The organism is Serratia sp. FGI94 (assembly GCF_000330865.1).
GTDB lineage: Bacteria > Pseudomonadota > Gammaproteobacteria > Enterobacterales > Enterobacteriaceae > Serratia_B > Serratia_B rubidaea.
Window position 1 is genome coordinate 400065 of the sequence record NC_020064.1, and the last position, 21259, is coordinate 421323.

Below are 21259 nucleotides of genomic sequence, written 5' to 3' on the forward strand. Positions count from 1 at the left end.
CAATGCGAATAATTGTCTACGGCAGTTTACGACGCAAACAGGGAAACAGCCATTGGATGACCAACGCCCAATGGTTAGGCGAGCATGAGCTCGAAGGCTATCAGATTTATAATCTGGGCCATTACCCGGCAGCGATCCCCGGTGAAGGTACGATACATTGCGAGGTGTATCGTATTAATGCATCGATTTTGGCTGAGCTCGACGAGCTTAAAAGCAACACTAAGGACTATAAGCGCGAACTGATCCAGACGCCTTATGGGAGTGCGTGGATCTACCTGTACCGACACAGCGTAGAAGGTTTCCCGCTGATTGAAAGCGGGGACTGGCTGACACGTCACGACGAAGCATAATAAAAAACACCGCTCATTGAGCGGTGTTTTTTTTTCATCGGCTGCGGCGTAAAAATTATTTTTTAGCGGCGCGCTCGAAGGAAGCTACGATCTCTGCTTTAGCGGCAGCGGCATCGTCCCAGCCTTCAACTTTCACCCACTTGCCTTTTTCCAGATCTTTGTAGTGTTCGAAGAAGTGAGCGATCTGCGCTTTCAGCAGTTCTGGCAGGTCGTTCACATCGTTGATGTGATCGTACTCTTTGCTCAGCTTGCTGTGCGGTACGGCCAGCAGTTTGGCATCTTCACCGGCTTCGTCGGTCATTTTCAGTACGCCAACCGGACGGCAGCGGATCACTGAGCCTGGCTGCAGCGGGTACGGGGTTGGCACCAGCACGTCAACCGGGTCACCGTCCAGAGACAGGGTGTTGTTGATGTAACCGTAGTTGCACGGGTAGAACATCGCGGTGGACATGAAACGGTCAACGAACAGCGCCCCGGTTTCTTTGTCAACTTCATATTTGATCGGGTCAGCGTTGGCCGGGATTTCGATCACTACGTAGATGTCTTCTGGCAGGTCTTTACCCGCAGGTACCTGATTCAAGCTCATGTCGGTTTCCTTTTTTCAAACCAGAAATGGAGTGCCGGGTATTATAACGGACTCTTTTACGATTTCCTGTCCTTTTCATCGTCAACGCCTCCGCGACGTTCCTGGCCTGCGACTTCCGGATTAATCCGCTGCCTGCATCAAGTTTTTGCCGCTGCTGCCGATAACCTGACAATGACAACAATAATGGCGCGCCGCGGCGACGACCTGCGTTTTACCACCCTACATCTTCTGTAACCACCTATTGTCGATAGCCAGGAAAAATCCATGCTAAATAAAATTACGGTGAAGGCTGGGCTGCTGGCCCTGCTCAGCCTGCTGACGGTATTGCTGATTATGGTCAGCGTTATCGGTGTCAATGCCATTAACCAGGGCTCGCGTTCGCTGCATACCCTGAATCAAATTCTGGGTGAGGAGCTGGGTTCGTTGGCGAACAGTTCCAATCTGACGCTGCGGGCGCGCACCGCCGCGTCTCTGGCGGTGCGCCAGCGCGAAGTGGGCCAGATTGCGGTGGCCGACGCCACCGTCGGGCGTATTTACGGCTATCTGGCGCAGTCGCAGCGTGAAATGGCGACGTTTGTCGGCGTAGGGACGGTCACCGAGCGCGGCAGAGAGCTGTCTGAACATCTGCAGGCCAGCTACCGTGCTTACCAGGAACAGGGGGTGCGTCCGATGGCAGATGCCATCAAGGCCGGCCAGATCGATGAATACTACCGTATTCAGGAAACGCGCATCTCTAAGCTGAGCATTGCATTTGAAAACGATCTGAGCGAATTCCGCCGCTTTGCCATGGAAACCGGGCAGCAGCAGGTGCGCGAGGCGGAAGGCAACGCCAGTACCAAGATTGCGTTAATCGTGGCGGCCGGGATACTCAGCGTGCTGCTGGCGGTATTGGCCTGGTTTGCGCTGCGGCTGATTATTCTGCGCCCGCTGGATGCGTCGATCGCCGAGCTGGAGCATATCGCCAACGGCGATCTGACCCGTAAAATCCGCGGTGAAGGCGATACCGAGATGGGCCGCCTGATTCGGGCGATGCAGCGCATGCAGCAGTCGTTGGTGATGTCGGTCAGCAAGGTGCGCGATGCCAGCAGCCAGATTGACGTTGGCTCCCGCGAGCTGGCGGCCGGCAATGTCCACCTGGCGCAGCGTACTGAAGAGTCGGCGGCCTCGCTGGAAGAGACCGCGGCCAGCATGGAGCAACTGACCTCAACGGTAAAAATGAATGCGGAAAATGCCGAGCAGGCCAACCAGCTGGCGCTCAGCGTGTCCGACGTTGCCGACCGCGGCAGTGATGTGGTCAGCCAGGTCAAAGACAAAATGCTGGCGATTACCGACAGCTCCCGCCGCATTGCCGATATTATCAGCGTGATGGACGGCATCTCGTTTCAGACCAACATTCTGGCGCTGAATGCGGCGGTTGAGGCGGCGCGAGCCGGCGAGCAGGGGCGCGGCTTTGCCGTGGTCGCCGGCGAGGTGCGCAGTCTGGCGCAGCGCAGCGCGCAGTCGGCCAAGGAGATTAAGGGGCTGATTGAAGCGTCACAGGAGCGCGTGCAGGAAGGCGAGCAGATGGCAGAGTCGGCGGCGCAAACCATGAACGGCATTGCCGATGAAGTCGGACGCGTTACGGCGTTGATGCGCGAAATCTCGGCGGCGACCCGCGAGCAAAGCAGCGGCATCGAGCAGGTGAATCTGGCGGTGGCGCAGATGGATCAGGTGGCGCAGCAGAATGCGGCGCTGGTGGAAGAGTCCGCCGCCGCAACGCGCTCGCTGGAAGAACAGGCCCAGTCATTGGCGCAGAGCATGGCGGCGTTCAAGCTATAACGCAATAACGGCGCAGCGTGCTGCGCCGTGGGGCCTGAGCGGCCCCGGCGTCGAAGGCGTTACTCGTCCGGATAGTCGGCGATAAAGCGTTCGGCGTCTTCTACCATCGATTTGGTGCCGACGAAGAACGGCGCGCGCTGGTGCAGTTTCTGCGGCGTAATGTCCAGAATACGGTTTTTACCGTCGCTGGCTTTACCGCCGGCCTGTTCGGCCAGAAACGCCATCGGGTTGCATTCATACAGCAGACGCAGCTTGCCCTGCGGGTGGCTGGCGGTGCTTGGGTAGATATAAATGCCACCTTTCAGCAGGTTGCGGTGGAAGTCGGCAACCAGAGAACCGATATAGCGTGAGGTGTAAGGACGCTGCGTCGCTTCGTCCTGCTCCTGGCAGTACTTGATGTATTTCTTCACGCCGAGAGGGAACTTGATGTAGTTGCCTTCGTTGATGGAATACATATTGCCGGATTCCGGGAAGCGCACTTTCTCGTGGGAGAGGCAGAACACGCCCAGAGAAGGATCGTAGGTAAAGGCATGGACGCCATAACCGGTGGTGTACACCAGCATGGTGGAGGAGCCGTAAACCACGTAGCCGGCTGCGACCTGGGCGCTGCCCGGCTGCAGGAAGTCTTCCTCGGTCACCGGGGTGCCGATTGGCGTAATGCGGCGATAGATGGAGAAAATCGTCCCGACGGAGACGTTGACATCAATGTTGGACGAGCCGTCCAACGGATCCATCAGCACTACATACTTGCCGTTTTCAGCACGGTCGCCGTCAAAAATGACGATTTCGTCTTCTTCTTCAGAAGCGATGCCCGCCACTTCACCGCGCGCTTTCAGCGCCGCTTTCAGCTTTTCGTTGGCGTACAGGTCCAGTTTCATCTGAACTTCGCCCTGTACGTTGGAAACGCCGCTGGCGCCCAGGATATCCACCAGACCTGCTTTGTTGATGTCGCGGTGGATGATTTTTGCGCCCAGTTTGATGGCCGACAGCAGTGCGGTCAATTCGCCGGTGGCGTGAGAGAAGTCGTGTTGTTTCTCGACGATAAATTCGCCTAACGTTTTCATGACACAATCCCTGAATCTACGGATGGATAGCAGTTTTTAACAAACCGCCAACGTTTGCGCCAGCAGTGTAGCCCAAAGCGTCGCGCTATTCATAGGCAAATCCATTTCTTCTGGACGATTCTGAGCGTTAGAATAAGCGCACATTCGACGTACTCAACAATGAGAAACCTATGCGCATTCACATTCTTGGCATCTGTGGCACCTTTATGGGCGGGCTGGCGGTACTGGCTCGCTCGCTTGGACATGAGGTCACGGGTTCTGACGCTAACGTCTATCCGCCGATGAGCACGCTGTTGGAAAACCAGGGGATCGCGCTGATCCAGGGGTACGATCCGGCACAGCTGGATCCGGCGCCGGATCTGGTGATCATCGGCAATGCCATGACGCGCGGTAACCCGTGCGTTGAGGCGGTGCTGGAACAGGGGATCCCCTATGTGTCCGGCCCGCAGTGGTTGCACGATTATGTGCTGCGCGATCGTTGGGTTCTGGCGGTGGCCGGTACCCACGGGAAAACCACCACCGCCGGTATGGCGGCCTGGATCCTGGAAGACTGCGGCTATCAACCCGGCTTTGTGATCGGCGGCGTGCCCGGCAACTTTGACGTTTCCGCGCGTCTGGGCGGTAGCCCGTTCTTTGTGATTGAGGCCGATGAGTATGATAGCGCCTTCTTCGACAAGCGCTCCAAGTTTGTGCACTACAGCCCGCGTACGCTGATCATGAACAACCTGGAGTTTGACCACGCGGATATCTTTGACGACCTGAAGGCCATTCAGAAGCAGTTCCACCATCTGGTGCGCATCGTGCCGGGTCAGGGCAAAATCATTCTGCCGGACAACGACGCCAACCTGAAGCAGGTGATGGCGATGGGCTGCTGGAGCGAGCAGGAACTGGTGGGTGAGGACGGCGCCTGGCGCGCCGAGAAGCTGACCACCGACGCCAGCCATTATGCTGTCTGGCTGAACGGCGAGAAAGTGGGCGAGGTCAACTGGACGCTGGTGGGGGAACACAATATGCACAATGGCCTGATGGCGATTGCGGCGACTCGCCATGTCGGCGTTGCGCCGGCCGATGCCTGTCGTGCGCTGGGCGACTTTATCAACGCCCGTCGCCGTCTGGAGCTGCGCGGCGAAGCCAACGGCGTGACGGTTTATGACGACTTTGCCCACCACCCGACGGCGATTCTGGCCACCCTGGCGGCGCTGCGCAGCAAGGTCGGCGGTACCGCGCGCATTCTGGCGGTGTTGGAACCGCGTTCCAACACCATGAAGATGGGCATCAGCAAAAACGATCTGGCGCCTGCCCTTGGCCGCGCCGATGAAGTGTTCCTGTATCAGCCGGACCATAACCCGTGGCAGGTGGCGGAAGTGGCGGAAGCCTGTGTCCAGCCGGCCCATTGGAGCGCCGACGTGGATACGCTGGCGGAGATGGTGGTGAAAACCGCACAGCCGGGCGATCACATTCTGGTGATGAGCAACGGCGGTTTCGGCGGCATTCACGACAAGCTGCTGGCGTCGCTGGCGCAGCGGGAGAAGTAACGCTGCCGGTATGCCATGCTGATGATAAAAAGCCGCTCTGCGGCTTTTTTCTTGCCGATAAAAAAAGCCCCCGCAAGCGGGGGCAATGGGGTTTCGTCGGATAGGACGACGAGGGGTTCTTCAGGGAATTCGCGTTAACGTCAGAACTCGGCAGTGGCATTGACGAGGATAATCAGCTCGGTAAACGCGTCCCTGAATGGTTATTTATAGATTTCAGCCGTGGCGTGCCAGTTGCCGTTCTCACGGGCTTCAATGATGCGGTAGGCTTTGGCGCCCTGTTGGTCAGCCTTATCGGACAGCGCCTGGCGAATATCCGACGGTGAACCGGCGACGCCGCTGGCGCTAACGGTACCGATAGACTGCAGGGTGCTGGCCTGTTGAGTGCTCACCAGCGTGGCGGCTGAGGCGCCAAAAGAGACGGCTGACAGCAGCGCCATCGCTGCGATCGTAAATTTCATGTTCATGATGGTGAGTCCTTGATGCTACTCAGTAACGGCCTGGAAGGACGGATTATTTTTTATTCTTGAAGACCGTTATAGGTGCAATGTTGCCAGAGATTTTATCGTCCGTTGCCGGAGCGTATTTAAGTGCTTACTTGTAAATTTCCGCCGTGGCGTGGAAGTTGCCTTCGTTACGCGCTTCGATCACGCGAAAAGCGGTGGCGCCTTTGGCATCGGCTTTATCAGACAGCGCCTGACGGATATCAGAAGGCGCCGCAGCAACGCCGCTGACGGTAATGGTGCCCGCCGGCTGCAGATTTGCCGCCTGTTCTGCGTTAATGGATTGTGCTGCAAAAGCACCGAATGAAAGCATAGACAGCACGCCAAGAGTCACAACAGTAGTTTTAACTTTCATGATTTGACCTCGTAGAATTCTTTTATCAGTTCCTGTGAACTGTGATTCATGTCACGGAAATGAGTATACCGCTAGTAACCCGAAAAATTAATAGTTTGCTAACAGTTCCCTATGAAACTTTATCATTATGCTTACCATTTCTTATAACCGGCGGGAATAAAAAGTGGTTATAAAATGGTCTTTTGGTGTTAAATTTCTGTAATATCAAGCAGGTGAGCAACTTTGTCGAAAAGTGCGGAATTGGGTATCTGCGGCAAAACACCGCGATGAAATAGTGCGAATGATGACGTTGTCGGTGCGATCGTCGCGATCAGCGTGACAATGGAAAACTATGCACAGGCGTGAGGAAGGCGGGGAGCATGCTCACGACGCGGCCGTGGACCGCGTCGTGACGGGAAGTGATGATTACAGTTCCTGTTCAAACAGCGCCAGGATAGCTTCATACAGCTGGCGGGCGGTGAAGGCACTGGCCGGCGTAACGAAGATGGTGTCATCACCGGCGATGGTGCCGAGGATGCCTTCCGACTTGCCCAGCGAGTCGAGCAGGCGGGCGATCAGCTGCGCAGCGCCAGGGCTGGTGTGGATCACCACCACGGCATCATTGTGGTCGACGTCGAGCACCAGGTTCTTCAGCGGGCTGGTGGTGGTCGGTACCCCCAGCTCGGCGGGAAGGCAATACACCATCTCCATTTTGGCATTGCGCGTGCGTACCGCGCCGAACTTGGTCAGCATGCGCGATACTTTGGATTGGTTAATGTTTTCGAAGCCTTCTTCTTGCAGCGCCAAAACGATCTCGCCTTGCGAACTGAATTTTTCTTCTTTCAATAACGCCTTGAACGCTTTGATCAGATCTTCCTGCTTTGCGGGATTACGCATTTTGCACCGTGGAATGTTGCCAATAGAGGTCATTATTATGCATATAGATGAATTTTTATGCAATAAAAGCGGGGGCCGACCAGCAAAAAAATGGCCGGAACGGCAGGGAAAGGGCGTTATTCTAGCAAAATACGCGGGTCATGAATATGCCCTTTCTCACAGGATTCATCGGCGGAAAAGAGTGAATAAAATGTTATTAAAATGATGTTGTTCTGATGTTGCGTAAGGGTGTAATGTAACGGCCGGTTAACTTGCGCGTGAATAACCTCGCACAATTTTCGATTACTGTGCGCTATGCCCTTCATGCACAGGTTATTTAATCTAAAATGTCCGCGATCACGGCTATTTTATTGCGTCAGTTTGCAATCATGCGGTTAAGTGATTGTTTTTAAAGGCGTGATAACATAAGTTCCGTAACCCTGAATTCACGGCGCTTTTATATTTAAGATAATACAAGGAGTATAGGATGAAAGTTGCAGTTCTCGGTGCAGCTGGCGGTATTGGCCAGGCCCTTGCCCTTCTACTCAAGACCCAGCTACCTGCAGGTTCTGAACTCTCCCTCTACGACATTGCCCCCGTTACGCCAGGCGTTGCCGTTGACTTAAGCCACATCCCAACCGCTGTTAGCATCAAGGGCTTTAGCGGTGAAGACGCCAAACCTGCGCTGCAGGGCGCCGATGTGGTGCTGATTTCCGCCGGCGTAGCGCGCAAGCCGGGTATGGACCGTTCTGACCTGTTCAACGTTAACGCCGGCATCGTGCGTAACCTGATTGAACAAGTGGCGGCAACCTGTCCGAAAGCGTGCATCGGTATTATCACCAACCCGGTGAACACCACCGTCGCCATCGCGGCGGAAGTGCTGAAAAAAGCGGGCGTGTACGATAAAAACAAACTGTTCGGCGTGACCTCGCTGGACATTATCCGTTCCAACACCTTCGTGGCCGAGCTGAAAGGCAAAAAGCCGGAAGAGCTGAACGTGCCGGTTATCGGCGGTCACTCAGGCGTGACCATTCTGCCTCTGCTGTCCCAGATCCCAGGCGTGAGCTTTACCGATCAGGAAGTGGCCGATCTGACCAAGCGTATTCAGAACGCGGGCACCGAAGTCGTTGAAGCCAAAGCGGGTGGCGGATCGGCGACGCTGTCCATGGGCCAAGCGGCTGCACGTTTCGGTCTGTCTCTGGTGCGTGCGCTGCAGGGTGAGCAAGGCGTTGTCGAGTGTGCCTATGTGGAAGGCGACGGCAAATATGCGCGCTTCTTTGCACAGCCGCTGCTGCTGGGCAAAAACGGCGTGGAAGAGCGTAAAGACATCGGCACGCTGAGCGCGTTTGAGCAAAAAGCGTTGAACGATATGCTGGACGTTCTGCATAAAGATATCGAACTGGGCGAGAAGTTTATCAATAACTGATTGACCCCGTAGCGTGATACAAAGGCCGCCGGCGCTATCCCGGCGGTTTTTTTATGCCCTGACGTCAGGATTTTATCCGACTCTTGCGGTCCAGCAGGCGCTGGGTTTCGGGATCGAAATAACGGCTTGGCCAGATCTCCGAAGGGTGGACGTTCAGCGCCTCGGCGATCAGCCACTCGCCTTTCGGCCAGGGGCGGGACAGGGCGTTAGCCAGAGTTGATGAACTGAGTCCGGCGCGGCGTGATACCGCCGCCAGCGTGGTGCCCCTCTTACGTAATGCTGCGATGACATCGGCAGGATGCCAATCTTCACTCCTTGAATTCATGTTGATCTTCCTTTTGTGATTAGCCAAAGTGACGTTAGTGGTATAACTAACGCGTTCGTATTAATCGTTTGTACAACGTAATCGGTTATACAGAAACAAGAATACCATTATTTTTCCAAAAACAATCTTTGTTTTCTAAAAATAATGGTGACGCATAATCTTCAGAGACGATGGCTATGAAAAGTGAGTGGTTTTCTGCCAAGGAATTGACGGGCATTGCGGGGCTACCTTCCTCGCCACAGGGAATTAACCAAATGGCGCGTCGGGAAAAATGGGTCAGTCAGCGTCGGAAAGGCGTGCAGGGCAAAGCGGTGGAATATCATATCGACAGCCTGCCCCCTATGGTGCGCAATGCATTGATAATGAAAGAAGACTCTGCAGGCTATACCGCCGAAAGACAGGATCCGCTGGCGGTATGGAACGCCTATTTTTATCACCTGTCGGACGATGAAAGGGAGCGGATACTGGCGTTTCTACTGCGTGAGGGCATTGGCGGGCTGCTGGCGCTTATCGCCGAGGGGCATCAGCGATAAGCACCTGGAGAACATCAGGAAATAGTTTCTTAAAACTCGCGCTGCACAGCCCGATGCGCCAATCCTTACAGTGTGGTGCATTCATGTTGATCTTCCTTTCGTGATTAGCCAAAGTGTCGTTGGTGGTATAACTAACGCATCCGTATTAATTGTTCGCACAACGTGAATCGGTTATACGGAAAAAAGAGCGCCATTGTTATTTTCGAAAATAATGGTGACGCATAATCTTCAGGGACGATGGCTATGAAAAGTGAGTGGTTTTCTGCCAAGGAATTGACGGGCATTGCGGGACTACCTTACTCGCCACAGGGAATTAACCAAATGGCGCGTCGGGAAAAATGGGTCAGTCAGCGTCGGAAAGGCGTGCAGGGCAAAGCGGTGGAATATCATATCGACAGTCTGCCTCCGGGCGTGCGCAATGCCTTGATGATGAAGGACGATGCTGCAGGTTACACCGCCGAGAGACAGGATCCGCTGGCGGTATGGAACGCCTATTTTTATCACCTGTCCGACGATGAAAGGGAGCAGGTACTGGCGTTTCTGCTGCGTGAGGGCATTGGCGGGCTGCTGGTGCTTATCGCCGAGGGGCGTCAGCAATAAGCACCGGTAAAGCGCCCGGAAACTATTAGGAAATAATTTCTCAAAACTCGCGCTGCACCGCCAGGTGCGCCAGCCCTTCCAGCGCAGTGCGGTATTCTGACGGCGGCAGGGCCTCCAGCGCGCTGATGGCTTTGTCGGCTTCTTCTTCCGCCCGCTGGCGAGTATAGGCCAGCGAGCCGCACTGTTCCATCGCCGCCAGCACCGGCTCCAGCAGATGGCGGCCGTTGCCCTGTTCAATGGCGCCGCGGATCATTGCCGCCTGCTCCGGGTTGCCGTTATGCATGGCGTGCAGCAACGGCAGCGTGGGTTTGCCTTCATTCAAGTCATCGCCGGTGTTTTTACCCAGCGTGCTGCCGTCGGCGCTGTAATCCAACAGATCGTCAATCAGTTGGAACGCGGTGCCGAGATAGCGGCCATAATCCTGCAGCGCCTGTTCCTGCTCCGGCGTGGCGCCAGACAAAATGGCGGAAGATTGCGCGGCCGCTTCAAACAGGCGCGCCGTCTTGCTGTAGATCACCCGCATATAGCTCTCTTCGCTGATATCCGGATCGTTGACGTTCATCAGCTGTAGTACTTCGCCTTCGGCGATCACGTTGACCGCTTCCGACATCAGCGCCAGCACGCGCAGTGATTCCAGGCTGGTCATCATCTGGAAGGCGCGGGTATAAATGAAATCGCCGACCAGCACGCTGGCGGCATTGCCGAATGCGGCGTTGGCGGTCGCCTTGCCGCGGCGCATATCGGATTCATCGACCACATCGTCATGCAGCAGGGTCGCGGTGTGAATAAACTCAATCAGTGCGGCGATGGTAATGTGCTTGTCGCCCTCTGAATGCAGCGCCCGGGCTGCCAGAACGGCGATCATCGGCCGGATGCGTTTACCGCCACCGCTGATAATGTAATAGCCAAGCTGATTGATGAGCGTGACGTCGGAATTCAACTGTTCGAGAATTGTTGCATTCACTGCCGCCATATCTTGTGCGGTTAATTCAATAATTTGATCTAGGTTCATTGTATTGTTTTCAGCTGTGTTTCTCTTCACCGCGATGAGAACGCTGCTCACATCGGTACATGGCGGTAACTGTGCCTATGATTGTACTTGAAAAACGGCGTAGATAAACGCCACGAAAGAAACTGTGCTTTTTTTCTTCTTTTTTCTACTTCAGTCGAGATTCTGCTCTTGTCATGCGCTGTATTTTTGCGTAGAATTCGCGCCCTATTGTGAATATTTATAGCGCGCTCTGTACTAATCATCGAGCACGCGGAAAGCGGAGTTTTATATGTACGCGGTTTTCCAAAGTGGTGGTAAACAACACCGAGTAAGCGAAGGTCAGACCGTTCGCTTGGAAAAGCTGGACATCGCAACTGGTGAAGCGGTTGAGTTTGACCAGATTCTGATGATCGCTAATGGCGAAGATATCAAAATCGGCGTTCCTTTCGTCGATGGCGGCAAGATCAAAGCTGAAGTCGTTGCACACGGTCGTGGCGAGAAAATTAAAATCGTTAAGTTTCGTCGTCGTAAGCACCACCGTAAGCAGCAGGGCCACCGTCAGTGGTTCACTGACGTTAAAATCACCGGCATCAGCGCTTAAGTTAGGAGAGCGGATTAATGGCACACAAAAAGGCTGGCGGCTCGACTCGTAACGGTCGCGATTCAGAAGCTAAACGTCTGGGCGTAAAACGCTTTGGCGGCGAAGCAGTACTGGCAGGCAGCATCATCGTTCGTCAACGTGGCACCAAGTTCCACGCGGGCACCAACGTAGGTTGCGGCAAAGACCACACTCTGTTTGCTTTGAAAGACGGTAAAGTCAAATTCGAAGTTAAAGGCCCGAGCAATCGTAAATTCATCAGCATCGAAGCTGAATAATTTTTCGAGCCTTAATAAATAGATGTAAGCCCTGCAATTCGTTGCGGGGCTTTTTACATTTATAGCCAACCCATTTTACACCTTGGCTATTCGGGAACGACAGCGCAGGCAGATGACGCATGGAAACAAAACAGCAGGTCGGGGTCGGTATTTCTCTGGCGTTAACCACGGCGGTTTGCTGGGGCGCGCTGCCGATAGCCATGAAAGAAGTTCTACAGGTGATGACGCCGTTTACCATCGTCTGGTATCGCTTTACCATTGCGGCGGTTGGGCTTGGCATTATTCTGGCGCTGCGCGGCCGTTTGCCGCCGGTGAAAATTTTTCGCCAGCCGCGCTGGCTGCTGCTGCTGGCGATCGCCACCGCCGGGCTGCTGGGGAACTTTGTGTTTTTCAGCTCCTCGCTGCAGTATCTCAGCCCGACGGCCTCGCAGGTGATTGGCCAGCTGTCGCCGGTGGGCATGATGTTCGCCAGCGTGCTGATCCTGAAAGAGCGGATGCGCATTACCCAGGTGATTGGCGCGCTGATGCTGATTTGCGGGCTGATGCTGTTTTTCAACGTCAGCCTGGTTGAGATTTTTACCCGCCTGACGGATTACACTCTGGGGGTGTTGTTGGGCGTCTGCGCCGCGACGGTGTGGGTCACCTACGGCCTGGCGCAAAAGGTTCTGCTGCGCCGACTGGCGTCGCCGCAGATCCTGGTAATGTTGTACGCTTTATGTGCAATTGCATTGTTTCCCCTGGCGCAGCCGGGGATGATTTTTCAGCTGAGCGGCTGGCAACTGGCCTGCCTGCTGTTTTGCGGTGCGAATACGCTGATTGGTTATGGCGCGTTGGCAGAGGCGATGGCGCGTTGGCAGGCGGCGCAGGTGAGCGCGTTAGTGACGTTGACGCCGCTGTTTACCCTGCTGTTTTCAGATTTATTGGCGTTGGCATGGCCGCAGATGTTTGCCGCCCCGACGTTGAATGTCGTCGGTTACGTGGGCGCGTTTGTGGTGGTTGCGGGCGCAATGTTTTCCGCAATTGGTCACCGGTGGTGGCCGCGACGGGCAGAAAACCTCCTGGTTGCTCCTATCAAGCAGCCCGGTGAATGATTTACGGAGACGGAAAATGAAGTTTGTAGATGAAGCAGCGATATTAGTCGTTGCAGGTGACGGTGGTAATGGTTGCGTCAGCTTCCGTCGCGAAAAATATATCCCCAACGGTGGCCCGGACGGCGGCGACGGCGGCGACGGCGGCGATGTCTACCTGCTGGCGGACGAAAACCTGAACACGCTGATCGACTATCGCTTTGAGAAGTCCTTCCGCGCCGAGCGCGGTCAGAACGGCCAGAGCCGTGACTGTACCGGCAAACGCGGTAAAGACATCGTGATCAAAGTGCCGGTCGGCACCCGAGTGAAAGATCAGGGCACCGGCGAGATCCTCGGCGATATGACGCGTCATCAGCAGCGACTGATGGTGGCGAAGGGCGGCTGGCACGGCCTGGGCAACACCCGTTTCAAGTCCTCGGTCAACCGCGCTCCGCGCCAGAAGACCAACGGTACGCCGGGTGAAGCGCGTGATATCCTGCTGGAGCTGATGCTGCTGGCGGACGTCGGCATGCTCGGCCTGCCGAACGCCGGCAAATCCACCTTTATCCGCGCGGTATCGGCCGCCAAGCCGAAAGTGGCGGACTACCCGTTCACCACGTTGGTGCCAAGCCTCGGCGTGGTGCGCATGGACAGCGAGCAGAGCTTCGTGGTGGCGGATATTCCGGGGCTGATTGAAGGCGCGTCTGAAGGCGCCGGTCTGGGCATTCGCTTCCTGAAGCACCTGGAGCGTTGCCGCGTGCTGCTGCACCTGGTGGATATCGATCCGATTGACCAGACCGACCCGGTAGAAAACGCCCGTGTGATTATCAACGAGCTGAATCAGTACAGTGAAAATCTGGCGCAGAAGCCGCGCTGGCTGGTGTTCAACAAAGTTGACCTGCTGGGTGAAGAAGAAGCCGCTGAACGCGCCAAGGCGATTGTCGACGCACTGGGCTGGGAAGATAAGTACTACATGATCTCTGCCGCCAGCCATCTTGGCGTTAAAGAGCTGTGCTGGGACGTGATGAACTTTATCAACAGCCAGCCGAAAACGATGGCGCTCGAAGAGAGCGCACCGGAAAAAGTCGAGTTTATGTGGGACGATTACCACCGCCAACAGCTGGCGGAAGTAGAAGCCGAAGCCGACGACGACTGGGATGATGACTGGGATGAAGATGACGACGAAGGCGTCGAAATCATCTACCAGAAATAAGTATCCCATCACAAGGCCCCGCAGCGCGGGGCTTTTTTTTGCCTGCGGTTTACGGCTGCAGCGGGTTGACGGGTAGCCAGCAGCAAGCGTTAAGGCCGCTGGCGTCATGGCGATTTTCCAGCGCCAGGCGCCCCTGGTGCAGCTGGATAATGCGGATGACGATGTTTAGCCCCAGTCCGCTGCCGCCATAGCGCTGGTCCATTCTTCTGAAGGCCTGTGTCAGCTCGCCGGCCATCTCCGGCTTAATGCCCGGCCCTTCATCGATGACCTGCAGCTGATGGCCGCCGTTTAGCGCACCGAGGCGGATGAGGATAGCGCTGCCCGGCGGGCCGTAGCGGTGGGCGTTCTCCACCAGGTTACGCAGCAGCAGGCGCAGCAGCACCGGATCGCCATGGGTGACGGCCTCTGCCGGCAGTTGCCACGCCAGCCGCTGATTGCGCCGTTGTGCCAGCTCTTCCAGCTCTTCGCGCAGCGGCGTGATGACGTCCGCCACCCAGTCGAAACGTTGATAGTGGCCGCCGGCAAAATTCTGCCCGGCGCGTGACAGCATCAGCAACTGCTCGACGGTATGCATCAGCTGGTCGATGCGGGCGATCAGCGGCGTGCTTTCCCGTACGCCCTGTTGTTCCATCAGCTCCAGATGCAGCCGGATGCCGGCCAGCGGGGTACGCAGCTCGTGGGCGGCGTCGGCGGTAAACAGCCGCTCCTGTTGAATGGTGTTATCGAGCCGCGAGAACAGCTGGTTGAGCGCGGTAGTGACCGCCACCACTTCCCGGCTGTCGTTGCTGACCGGCAGCGGCGACAGATTATCGGCGGAACGTTTCTCCAGCCGGTTTTGCAGCTGGTTAAGCGGGCGGATGATCCAGCTGATGGCCCAGAACGAAGCGATCAGCGTGACCATCATCATAATCAGCGACGGCGCCAGCAGGGAGGCGATCGCCTCGGCGATTTCACCATCGACCTTTTCGGTGCGCACCTTGGCCGACAGGGTTTCATCTACCAGAAAACCGATCTGTTCCCGGCTTTCATGCCATAGCCACAGCGCGCTGATCAACTGGGTGACCAGCAGAATCAGCGCCAGCATCAGCAGCAGGCGGCGACGCATGCTGATCATGGCAGCGGCTCCAGGCGGTAACCGATGCCGCGCACCGTGCGGATGCGGTCTTTGCCCAGCTTGCGGCGCAGATTATGGACATGTACTTCGAGAGCATTGGAGCCGAGGTCGTCGTTCCAGGCATATAAATCCTGCTGCAGCAGCTCGCGGTTGACCGTCTGGCCGGCGCGCATGATCAGCCGCGATAAAATGGCGAACTCCTTCGGCGTAACGTCGACGGGCTGCTGTTGCAGGTAAACCTGTTGGCTGGAGAGATTGAGCGTCAGATCGTCTTGTTGCAGTAGGTTATCGCTGTGCCCCTGGTAGCGGCGTATCAGCGCCCTGACGCGGGCCTGTAGTTCAACCAGCGCGAAGGGCTTAACCAGGTAATCATCGGCGCCGGCGTCCAGCCCGTCAACGCGATCTTCCAGTGCGTCGCGGGCGGTGAGAATCAATACCGGCAAATCGATCTGCCGGCGCCGCCATTGCCGCAGCAGGGCGCTGCCGTCGACGTCGGGCAGGCCGAGATCGAGAATAACCATGCTGTACTGGCTGGTGTCGATCAGCGCGTTGGCCTGCGCCGCCGTCAGCGCGCAGTCGCAGGCGTAACCCTCGGCGGCCAGCGCCATGGCCAGCCCCTGTTGCAACAGCTCATCGTCTTCGACAATCAATAGCTTCACGTTGGGGCTCCCATGGGTTGGTTACTCAGTTATTTTGATAAATATCCCGATACAGCCGGCTTTCAAAGCGCACCAGCGGGATCCGGCGCTGACGCTGATCTTCCGGCGGTACGGCGTAGCCCGACAGATACTGTACAAACGCCATACGCTGGCCGCTGGCGGTGGTGATAAAGCCTGCCAGATTATAGACCCCCTGCAGCGCGCCGGTTTTCGCCGAGACTTTACCATCCACGCCGGCCTCATGCAGGCCGCCGCGGTAGCGCAGCGTGCCGTCGTAGCCGGCCAGCGGCAGCATTGAGATAAAGTCCAGCTCGTTGTCATGCTGGGCGATATATTGCAGCGCCTGCATCATGGTCGCCGGCGCCAGCAGGTTATGGCGCGACAGGCCGGAGCCGTCCACCACGATGCTGTTACCCAGATCGACCCCGGCTTTCTGACGCAGCACCTGACGCACCGCGTCGGCGCCGGCGCGCCAGGTGCCCGGTACGCCGAAGCGTTCGTGGCCGATAGTGCGGAATACGGTATCGGCGATCATATTGTCAGATTTTTTCAGCATCACCTTCAGCAGGTCGTGCAGCGGCGCCGACTGGGTGCGGGCAATCACCGTGCCGCTCATACCCGGCTGGGTCTGACGCTTCAGATGGCCGTCAATCTGGATGCCGGCCTGGGTCAGCTCATCTTTCAGAATGGCGCCGGCGTAGCTGGCCCCGTCCTGAATGGCGAACGCCAGCGGCAGCGGATCGCTGCGCTGCGTCAGGCAGCCGGTCAGGGTAAAGCGGTTCAGTTCGCCCGGCACCACGTCCAGCTCGCAGTATTGGGCGTCCGGCGAGCCTTTGGCCAGCGTACGCACCTGGCTGAACATATTGACCGGGTAATAAGAGGCGACGCGGATAAAGGCGATATCGCCCGGTTTGGCCGCGCTGTACAGCGATACCGAGAAGCAGTTGCGGTCGACGATCGCCGCCGCCGGCGGGGCGCTGAAGCACTGCGTCATATCGTTCCACGGCCAGCCGGGCGCTTTGTCATGGCTGGCGAATACCGAGGTATCGACCAGCACGTCGCCGCTGATTTGTTTGACGCCCTGTTTTTTCAGCTCGGCGACCATATTGCGCAGGCTCTGGCGTTTAAAGGTCGGGTCGCCGCCGAAGCGGGCGATCAGATTGCCGCGCAGTACGCCATTGTCAATTTTGCCCTGGCTTTCCAACGTGGTGGTAAAGCGATAGTCAGGGCCGAGCTGCAACAGGGCCGCCAGCGCGGTCAGTACTTTCTGTGTACTCGCGGGCAGCGCCATCTGCTGGGCATGGTAATCAATCGTCGGCGAAGTAGCGCCGACTTTTTGAACCATCAGGGCAAGGTTGGCTCCATCAGGCAAATATTGTGTGTAATCTTCAACCGGGGCGGCGTTGACATTCAAAACGAATGCGCACGCCAATGCACTGACAATTCGTGAAAAACGCATAATCTCTGGCTAACTGCTGGGTAACGTGCCGTCATACTACGGCGCATTCAGGGAAAAAGTAAACGATGACCCTTAAGGAACTCTACGCTAAAATGCGTATCAAAATGCAAAATCGATCCTGACTTGGAAGAATTTTCCGGGTTAGGGTTCTTTTGTTTGTCGCCTGGAGGCGGCTGGCGATAGCCATCCGTGTTTTCATACGAATACGTCAGGATGACGGCTATTTGAACAGGAAAGATTTAGAGGTAGTGAAATTATGCAACAGATTCCGATGACCCTGTTTGGCGCAGAAAAATTGCGCGAAGAACTGGAATATTTAAAAGGCGTTCGCCGTCCGAAAATCATTGCGGACATCGCGGAAGCGCGTGAACACGGCGATCTGAAAGAAAACGCGGAGTACCATGCGGCGCGTGAGCAGCAGGGGTTCTGCGAAGGACGAATTCAGGAAATTGAAGCCAAGCTGTCGAACGCGCAGGTGATCGATGTCACAAAAATGCCGAACAACGGCCGGGTAATTTTCGGCGCGACGGTATCGGTGCTGAACCTGGATACCGAAGACGAAGTGACCTACCGCATCGTGGGTGACGACGAAGCCGACTTCAAGAAAAATCTGATTTCGGTAAACTCTCCGATGGCGCGTGGTTTAATCGGTAAAGAACAAGACGACGTGGTGGTGATTAAAACGCCGGGCGGCGATGTGGAATACGAAATCCTGAAGGTGGAATACCTCTGATTGACCGCGGTTGTTCAGAAGTTAAGCAGGGTTTTGTAAAGAAAGGAAAAAGGCCGCGTGGCGGCCTTTTATCAGGTGCAGGTGCATGGCACCTTTTCGTTAAAGTGACGACACTTAACGCGGTAGACTGATCTTGCGCTCTTCAGAAGGGCGGTAAAGAATAAGGGTATTACCGATAATCTGTACGTTGCAGGCTTTTGTTTCACGCACGATGGCGTCAGCGATCAAAGCTTTGGTTTCGCGATCTTCCGTCGCGATTTTCACTTTGATCAGCTCATGATGCGTCAGCGCCTGCTCAATTTCAGCCAGCACCCCTTCGGTGAGACCGTTATTGCCCAGCATCACGACCGGTTTTAACGGATGCGCCAGGCCTTTCAGGTGCTGTTTTTGTTTATTATTCAGATTCATTGTCTTTTTTGCTTAAGTTGGGATTGAAAACGGTACATTCTACCGCCATCTCATGGGTATCACCAAATCGGTCTTGCACCGTGATGGCAATATGAGCAGCGAACTTGGCATAAGTCTCTTTTTAGGATAGTTGGAAACTCGATGACAGGTAAAAAGCGTTCGGCCAGTTCTAGCCGCTGGCTTCAGGAACACTTTAGCGACAAATATGTGCAGCAGGCGCAGAAAAAAGGGCTGCGCTCGCGCGCCTGGTTTAAACTGGATGAAATACAGCAGAGTGACAAGCTGTTTAAACCGGGTATGACGGTGGTTGATTTGGGGGCGGCGCCGGGCGGCTGGTCGCAGTATGTCGTTACCCAGATCGGCGGTTCTGGGCGAATTATCGCCTGTGATATTTTACCGATGGATCCTATCGTTGGCGTCGATTTCCTCCAAGGAGATTTTCGTGATGAACTGGTGCTGAAGGCACTGCTGGATCGCGTAGGTGAAAAGAAGGTTCAGGTGGTCATGTCCGATATGGCCCCGAATATGAGTGGCAACCCGGCGGTCGATATTCCAAGATCGATGTATCTGGTGGAATTAGCACTGGAAATGTGTCGTGATGTCCTCGCACCAGGCGGAAGTTTCCTGGTGAAGGTGTTCCAGGGAGATGGCTTTGACGAGTACCTACGGGAAATTCGCTCCCTGTTTACGAAGGTTAAGATTCGTAAGCCAGACGCTTCGCGCGCTCGTTCGCGTGAAGTGTACATTGTAGCGACAGGGCGCAAACTGTAGTACCCTAACGCTGTTTGTTAACACAGTTGTAATATGAGGTTAATCCCTTGAGTGACATGGCGAAAAACCTAATTCTCTGGCTGGTCATCGCAGTTGTGCTGATGTCCGTATTCCAGAGCTTTGGGCCCAGCGAGTCGAATGGCCGTAGGGTGGATTACTCTACCTTCATGTCCGAACTGACCCAGGATCAGGTTCGCGAAGCGCGAATTAACGGACGTGAGATCAACGTTACCAAGAAAGATAGTAACCGATACACGACTTATATCCCCGTCAACGATCCCAAGCTGTTGGATACGTTACTGACGAAGAATGTGAAAGTTGTCGGTGAACCGCCGGAAGAGCCGAGTTTGCTGGCTTCTATCTTTATTTCATGGTTCCCGATGCTGTTGCTGATCGGGGTCTGGATCTTCTTTATGCGGCAAATGCAGGGCGGCGGCGGTAAGGGCGCGATGTCCTTCGGCAAGAGCAAGGCCCGTATGCTGACTGAAGATCAGATCAAAACCACCTTTGCGGATGTCGCCGGCTGCGACGAAGCAAAAGAAGAAGTAAGCGAGCTGGTTGAATACCTGCGCGAACCGAGCCGTTTCCAGAAACTGGGCGGTAAGATTCCGAAAGGCGTGCTGATGGTTGGCCCGCCGGGTACCGGTAAAACGTTGCTGGCGAAAGCCATCGCCGGCGAGGCGAAAGTGCCGTTCTTTACCATCTCCGGTTCCGACTTCGTGGAAATGTTTGTCGGCGTGGGTGCATCCCGCGTACGTGATATGTTCGAACAGGCGAAAAAAGCCGCGCCTTGCATCATCTTTATCGATGAAATCGACGCCGTCGGCCGCCAGCGTGGCGCCGGTCTGGGCGGCGGTCACGATGAACGTGAGCAGACGCTGAACCAAATGCTGGTTGAGATGGACGGCTTTGAAGGCAACGAAGGCATCATCGTCATCGCGGCGACCAACCGTCCGGACGTGCTTGACCCTGCGCTGCTGCGTCCGGGCCGTTTCGACCGCCAGGTGGTGGTCGGTCTGCCGGATGTGCGTGGTCGTGAGCAGATTCTGAAGGTGCACATGCGCCGCGTCCCGCTGGCGGCGGATATCGACGCCTCCGTGATTGCGCGCGGTACGCCGGGCTTCTCCGGTGCGGATCTGGCCAACCTGGTCAACGAAGCGGCGCTGTTTGCCGCCCGCGGCAACAAGCGTGTGGTGTCGATGGTTGAGTTCGAAAAGGCCAAAGACAAAATCATGATGGGTGCGGAACGTCGCTCCATGGTGATGACCGAAGCGCAGAAAGAGTCGACCGCGTACCACGAAGCCGGCCACGCCATTATCGGCCGTCTGGTGCCGGAACACGATCCGGTGCACAAAGTGACGATTATTCCGCGCGGCCGTGCGCTCGGCGTGACCTTCTTCCTGCCTGAAGGCGATGCCATCAGCGCCAGCCGTCAGAAGCTGGAGAGCCAAATCTCCACCCTGTACGGCGGTCGTCTGGCGGAAGAGATTATTTACGGTGCAGAGCACGTCTCTACCGGCGCATCGAACGACATTAAAGTGGCGACCTCCATCGCCCGCAACATGGTGACCCAATGGGGCTTCTCCGAGAAGCTGGGGCCGCTGCTGTACGCGGAAGAAGAGGGAGAAGTGTTCCTGGGCCGCTCCGTGGCCAAGGCGAAACACATGTCGGACGAAACGGCGCGCATTATCGACCAGGAAGTGAAATCCCTGATCGAACGCAACTACGTGCGTGCTCGCACGCTGTTGATGGAAAACATGGACATCCTGCATTCAATGAAAGATGCCCTGATGAAGTATGAAACCATCGACGCGCCGCAGATTGACGATTTGATGAACCGCAAGGACGTCCGTCCGCCGGCAGGCTGGGACGATCCGAACAAAGGCAACAACTCCGACAACGGCGGCACCCCGAAAGCCCCGACGCCGGTTGATGAGCCGCGGACGCCGAATCCAGGCAATCCTCTGTCTGAACAGCTCGACAAGTAACATCGACTGTGTAATAACATCAAACCCCGGCAT

24 protein-coding genes are annotated in these 21259 nt (G+C 56.1%); 13 read left to right on the forward strand and 11 right to left on the reverse strand.

The window, feature by feature from the left end; translation table 11 throughout:
* Positions 1-2 precede the first annotated feature (2 nt).
* Complete coding sequence (locus tag D781_RS01745) at positions 3-350, forward strand: gamma-glutamylcyclotransferase (RefSeq protein ID WP_015670587.1); 348 nt, start codon at positions 3-5, stop codon at positions 348-350.
* A gap of 55 nt (positions 351-405) precedes the next feature.
* Here the strand turns inward: D781_RS01745 and ppa are convergent, their stop codons facing one another.
* Complete coding sequence (gene ppa / locus D781_RS01750) at positions 406-936, reverse strand: inorganic diphosphatase (RefSeq protein ID WP_015670588.1); 531 nt, start codon at positions 934-936, stop codon at positions 406-408.
* A 264-nt stretch (positions 937-1200) separates the two neighbouring features.
* Here ppa and D781_RS01755 point away from each other — a divergent pair, with 264 nt between their 5' ends.
* Complete coding sequence (locus tag D781_RS01755) at positions 1201-2754, forward strand: methyl-accepting chemotaxis protein (RefSeq protein ID WP_015670589.1); 1554 nt, start codon at positions 1201-1203, stop codon at positions 2752-2754.
* A 59-nt stretch (positions 2755-2813) separates the two neighbouring features.
* Here the strand turns inward: D781_RS01755 and fbp are convergent, their stop codons facing one another.
* Positions 2814-3818 carry a class 1 fructose-bisphosphatase gene (gene fbp, locus D781_RS01760; protein WP_015670590.1) on the reverse strand — a complete coding sequence of 335 codons (1005 nt, stop codon included), beginning with the start codon at positions 3816-3818 and terminating at the stop codon, positions 2814-2816.
* 170 nt (positions 3819-3988) lie between these two features.
* Between fbp and mpl the strand changes: the two genes are divergently transcribed.
* Positions 3989-5353, forward strand: a complete 1365-nt coding sequence (mpl, locus tag D781_RS01765) for a UDP-N-acetylmuramate:L-alanyl-gamma-D-glutamyl-meso-diaminopimelate ligase (RefSeq protein ID WP_015670591.1) — start codon at positions 3989-3991, stop codon at positions 5351-5353.
* A gap of 200 nt (positions 5354-5553) precedes the next feature.
* Here mpl and yhcN (D781_RS01770) read toward each other — a convergent pair whose 3' ends face one another.
* The 3 genes from yhcN (D781_RS01770) to argR all read right to left on the reverse strand — a co-directional run bounded on the left by yhcN (D781_RS01770) (position 5554) and on the right by argR (position 7084).
* A complete protein-coding gene (gene yhcN, locus D781_RS01770; protein ID WP_015670592.1) occupies positions 5554-5817 on the reverse strand; it encodes a peroxide/acid stress response protein YhcN in 264 nt (87 codons plus the stop codon).
* Positions 5818-5944: 127 nt separating this feature from the next.
* Positions 5945-6208 carry a peroxide/acid stress response protein YhcN gene (yhcN, locus tag D781_RS01775; protein WP_015670593.1) on the reverse strand — a complete coding sequence of 88 codons (264 nt, stop codon included), beginning with the start codon at positions 6206-6208 and terminating at the stop codon, positions 5945-5947.
* Between the two features lie 405 nt (positions 6209-6613).
* Positions 6614-7084, reverse strand: a complete 471-nt coding sequence (gene argR / locus D781_RS01780) for a transcriptional regulator ArgR (protein ID WP_041411702.1) — start codon at positions 7082-7084, stop codon at positions 6614-6616.
* Between the two features lie 466 nt (positions 7085-7550).
* On the opposite strand from argR, the gene mdh reads away from it, so the two are divergent.
* On the forward strand, positions 7551-8489 hold the full coding sequence (gene mdh, locus D781_RS01785) for a malate dehydrogenase (protein ID WP_015670595.1): 939 nt from the start codon (positions 7551-7553) through the stop codon (positions 8487-8489).
* Between the two features lie 64 nt (positions 8490-8553).
* Here mdh and D781_RS22405 read toward each other — a convergent pair whose 3' ends face one another.
* Complete coding sequence (locus D781_RS22405) at positions 8554-8814, reverse strand: helix-turn-helix transcriptional regulator (RefSeq protein ID WP_015670596.1); 261 nt, start codon at positions 8812-8814, stop codon at positions 8554-8556.
* Between the two features lie 176 nt (positions 8815-8990).
* Here D781_RS22405 and D781_RS01790 point away from each other — a divergent pair, with 176 nt between their 5' ends.
* Together D781_RS01790 and D781_RS01795 are read left to right on the forward strand one after the other, a co-directional pair.
* Positions 8991-9347, forward strand: a complete 357-nt coding sequence (locus tag D781_RS01790; RefSeq protein ID WP_015670597.1) for a DNA-binding protein — start codon at positions 8991-8993, stop codon at positions 9345-9347.
* A 243-nt stretch (positions 9348-9590) separates the two neighbouring features.
* Entirely contained in the window at positions 9591-9947 is a 357-nt protein-coding gene (locus D781_RS01795; RefSeq protein ID WP_015670598.1) for a DNA-binding protein, read from the forward strand.
* A gap of 40 nt (positions 9948-9987) precedes the next feature.
* Here the strand turns inward: D781_RS01795 and ispB are convergent, their stop codons facing one another.
* Positions 9988-10959, reverse strand: a complete 972-nt coding sequence (gene ispB, locus D781_RS01800; RefSeq protein WP_041411703.1) for an octaprenyl diphosphate synthase — start codon at positions 10957-10959, stop codon at positions 9988-9990.
* 268 nt (positions 10960-11227) lie between these two features.
* Between ispB and rplU the strand changes: the two genes are divergently transcribed.
* The 4 genes from rplU to cgtA all read left to right on the forward strand — a co-directional run bounded on the left by rplU (position 11228) and on the right by cgtA (position 14094).
* On the forward strand, positions 11228-11539 hold the full coding sequence (gene rplU, locus D781_RS01805) for a 50S ribosomal protein L21 (protein ID WP_004933561.1): 312 nt from the start codon (positions 11228-11230) through the stop codon (positions 11537-11539).
* A gap of 17 nt (positions 11540-11556) precedes the next feature.
* A complete protein-coding gene (gene rpmA / locus D781_RS01810) occupies positions 11557-11814 on the forward strand; it encodes a 50S ribosomal protein L27 (RefSeq protein ID WP_004933559.1) in 258 nt (85 codons plus the stop codon).
* Positions 11815-11933: 119 nt separating this feature from the next.
* Positions 11934-12905 (forward strand): DMT family transporter, encoded by a 972-nt coding sequence (locus D781_RS01815; protein WP_015670600.1) that lies wholly within the window; start codon positions 11934-11936, stop codon positions 12903-12905.
* Positions 12906-12921: 16 nt separating this feature from the next.
* Positions 12922-14094, forward strand: coding sequence for an Obg family GTPase CgtA (gene cgtA / locus D781_RS01820; protein WP_015670601.1), 1173 nt, complete (start codon positions 12922-12924; stop codon positions 14092-14094).
* Positions 14095-14143: 49 nt separating this feature from the next.
* Here the strand turns inward: cgtA and pmrB are convergent, their stop codons facing one another.
* Genes pmrB through dacB form a run of 3 tightly spaced genes read right to left on the reverse strand, consistent with a single transcriptional unit; the run spans position 14144 to position 17326 of the window.
* Positions 14144-15208, reverse strand: coding sequence for a two-component system sensor histidine kinase PmrB (pmrB, locus tag D781_RS01825; protein ID WP_015670602.1), 1065 nt, complete (start codon positions 15206-15208; stop codon positions 14144-14146).
* Complete coding sequence (gene pmrA, locus D781_RS01830) at positions 15205-15867, reverse strand: two-component system response regulator PmrA (RefSeq protein WP_015670603.1); 663 nt, start codon at positions 15865-15867, stop codon at positions 15205-15207. The genes pmrB and pmrA overlap by 4 nt, the downstream gene beginning before the upstream one ends.
* A 25-nt stretch (positions 15868-15892) precedes the next feature.
* Complete coding sequence (dacB, locus tag D781_RS01835; RefSeq protein ID WP_015670604.1) at positions 15893-17326, reverse strand: serine-type D-Ala-D-Ala carboxypeptidase; 1434 nt, start codon at positions 17324-17326, stop codon at positions 15893-15895.
* 256 nt (positions 17327-17582) lie between these two features.
* Between dacB and greA the strand changes: the two genes are divergently transcribed.
* Complete coding sequence (gene greA / locus D781_RS01840; RefSeq protein WP_015670605.1) at positions 17583-18059, forward strand: transcription elongation factor GreA; 477 nt, start codon at positions 17583-17585, stop codon at positions 18057-18059.
* A gap of 114 nt (positions 18060-18173) precedes the next feature.
* On the opposite strand, the gene yhbY is transcribed toward greA, so the two are convergent.
* Entirely contained in the window at positions 18174-18467 is a 294-nt protein-coding gene (gene yhbY, locus D781_RS01845) for a ribosome assembly RNA-binding protein YhbY (protein ID WP_015670606.1), read from the reverse strand.
* Positions 18468-18608: 141 nt separating this feature from the next.
* Between yhbY and rlmE the strand changes: the two genes are divergently transcribed.
* Both rlmE and ftsH read left to right on the forward strand, forming a co-directional pair.
* On the forward strand, positions 18609-19238 hold the full coding sequence (rlmE, locus tag D781_RS01850; RefSeq protein WP_015670607.1) for a 23S rRNA (uridine(2552)-2'-O)-methyltransferase RlmE: 630 nt from the start codon (positions 18609-18611) through the stop codon (positions 19236-19238).
* Positions 19239-19294: 56 nt separating this feature from the next.
* Positions 19295-21226, forward strand: coding sequence for an ATP-dependent zinc metalloprotease FtsH (gene ftsH / locus D781_RS01855; protein WP_015670608.1), 1932 nt, complete (start codon positions 19295-19297; stop codon positions 21224-21226).
* Positions 21227-21259 lie beyond the last annotated feature (33 nt).

What these genes read in the sequence shown, in the direction of transcription:
- D781_RS22405 (WP_015670596.1), bottom strand. Translation starts at nt 8,814, where the DNA reads ATGAATTCAAGGAGTGAAGATTGGCATCCTGCCGATGTCATCGCAGCA.
- pmrB (WP_015670602.1), bottom strand. Translation starts at nt 15,208, where the DNA reads ATGATCAGCATGCGTCGCCGCCTGCTGCTGATGCTGGCGCTGATTCTG.
- mdh (WP_015670595.1), top strand. Translation starts at nt 7,551, where the DNA reads ATGAAAGTTGCAGTTCTCGGTGCAGCTGGCGGTATTGGCCAGGCCCTT.
- D781_RS01815 (WP_015670600.1), top strand. Translation starts at nt 11,934, where the DNA reads ATGGAAACAAAACAGCAGGTCGGGGTCGGTATTTCTCTGGCGTTAACC.
- rpmA (WP_004933559.1), top strand. Translation starts at nt 11,557, where the DNA reads ATGGCACACAAAAAGGCTGGCGGCTCGACTCGTAACGGTCGCGATTCA.
- rplU (WP_004933561.1), top strand. Translation starts at nt 11,228, where the DNA reads ATGTACGCGGTTTTCCAAAGTGGTGGTAAACAACACCGAGTAAGCGAA.
- D781_RS01795 (WP_015670598.1), top strand. Translation starts at nt 9,591, where the DNA reads ATGAAAAGTGAGTGGTTTTCTGCCAAGGAATTGACGGGCATTGCGGGA.
- mpl (WP_015670591.1), top strand. Translation starts at nt 3,989, where the DNA reads ATGCGCATTCACATTCTTGGCATCTGTGGCACCTTTATGGGCGGGCTG.
- ppa (WP_015670588.1), bottom strand. Translation starts at nt 936, where the DNA reads ATGAGCTTGAATCAGGTACCTGCGGGTAAAGACCTGCCAGAAGACATC.
- yhcN (WP_015670593.1), bottom strand. Translation starts at nt 6,208, where the DNA reads ATGAAAGTTAAAACTACTGTTGTGACTCTTGGCGTGCTGTCTATGCTT.
- D781_RS01790 (WP_015670597.1), top strand. Translation starts at nt 8,991, where the DNA reads ATGAAAAGTGAGTGGTTTTCTGCCAAGGAATTGACGGGCATTGCGGGG.
- D781_RS01745 (WP_015670587.1), top strand. Translation starts at nt 3, where the DNA reads ATGCGAATAATTGTCTACGGCAGTTTACGACGCAAACAGGGAAACAGC.
- greA (WP_015670605.1), top strand. Translation starts at nt 17,583, where the DNA reads ATGCAACAGATTCCGATGACCCTGTTTGGCGCAGAAAAATTGCGCGAA.
- argR (WP_041411702.1), bottom strand. Translation starts at nt 7,084, where the DNA reads ATGCGTAATCCCGCAAAGCAGGAAGATCTGATCAAAGCGTTCAAGGCG.
- yhcN (WP_015670592.1), bottom strand. Translation starts at nt 5,817, where the DNA reads ATGAACATGAAATTTACGATCGCAGCGATGGCGCTGCTGTCAGCCGTC.
- D781_RS01755 (WP_015670589.1), top strand. Translation starts at nt 1,201, where the DNA reads ATGCTAAATAAAATTACGGTGAAGGCTGGGCTGCTGGCCCTGCTCAGC.
- rlmE (WP_015670607.1), top strand. Translation starts at nt 18,609, where the DNA reads ATGACAGGTAAAAAGCGTTCGGCCAGTTCTAGCCGCTGGCTTCAGGAA.
- fbp (WP_015670590.1), bottom strand. Translation starts at nt 3,818, where the DNA reads ATGAAAACGTTAGGCGAATTTATCGTCGAGAAACAACACGACTTCTCT.
- dacB (WP_015670604.1), bottom strand. Translation starts at nt 17,326, where the DNA reads ATGCGTTTTTCACGAATTGTCAGTGCATTGGCGTGCGCATTCGTTTTG.
- yhbY (WP_015670606.1), bottom strand. Translation starts at nt 18,467, where the DNA reads ATGAATCTGAATAATAAACAAAAACAGCACCTGAAAGGCCTGGCGCAT.
- cgtA (WP_015670601.1), top strand. Translation starts at nt 12,922, where the DNA reads ATGAAGTTTGTAGATGAAGCAGCGATATTAGTCGTTGCAGGTGACGGT.
- ftsH (WP_015670608.1), top strand. Translation starts at nt 19,295, where the DNA reads ATGGCGAAAAACCTAATTCTCTGGCTGGTCATCGCAGTTGTGCTGATG.
- ispB (WP_041411703.1), bottom strand. Translation starts at nt 10,959, where the DNA reads ATGAACCTAGATCAAATTATTGAATTAACCGCACAAGATATGGCGGCA.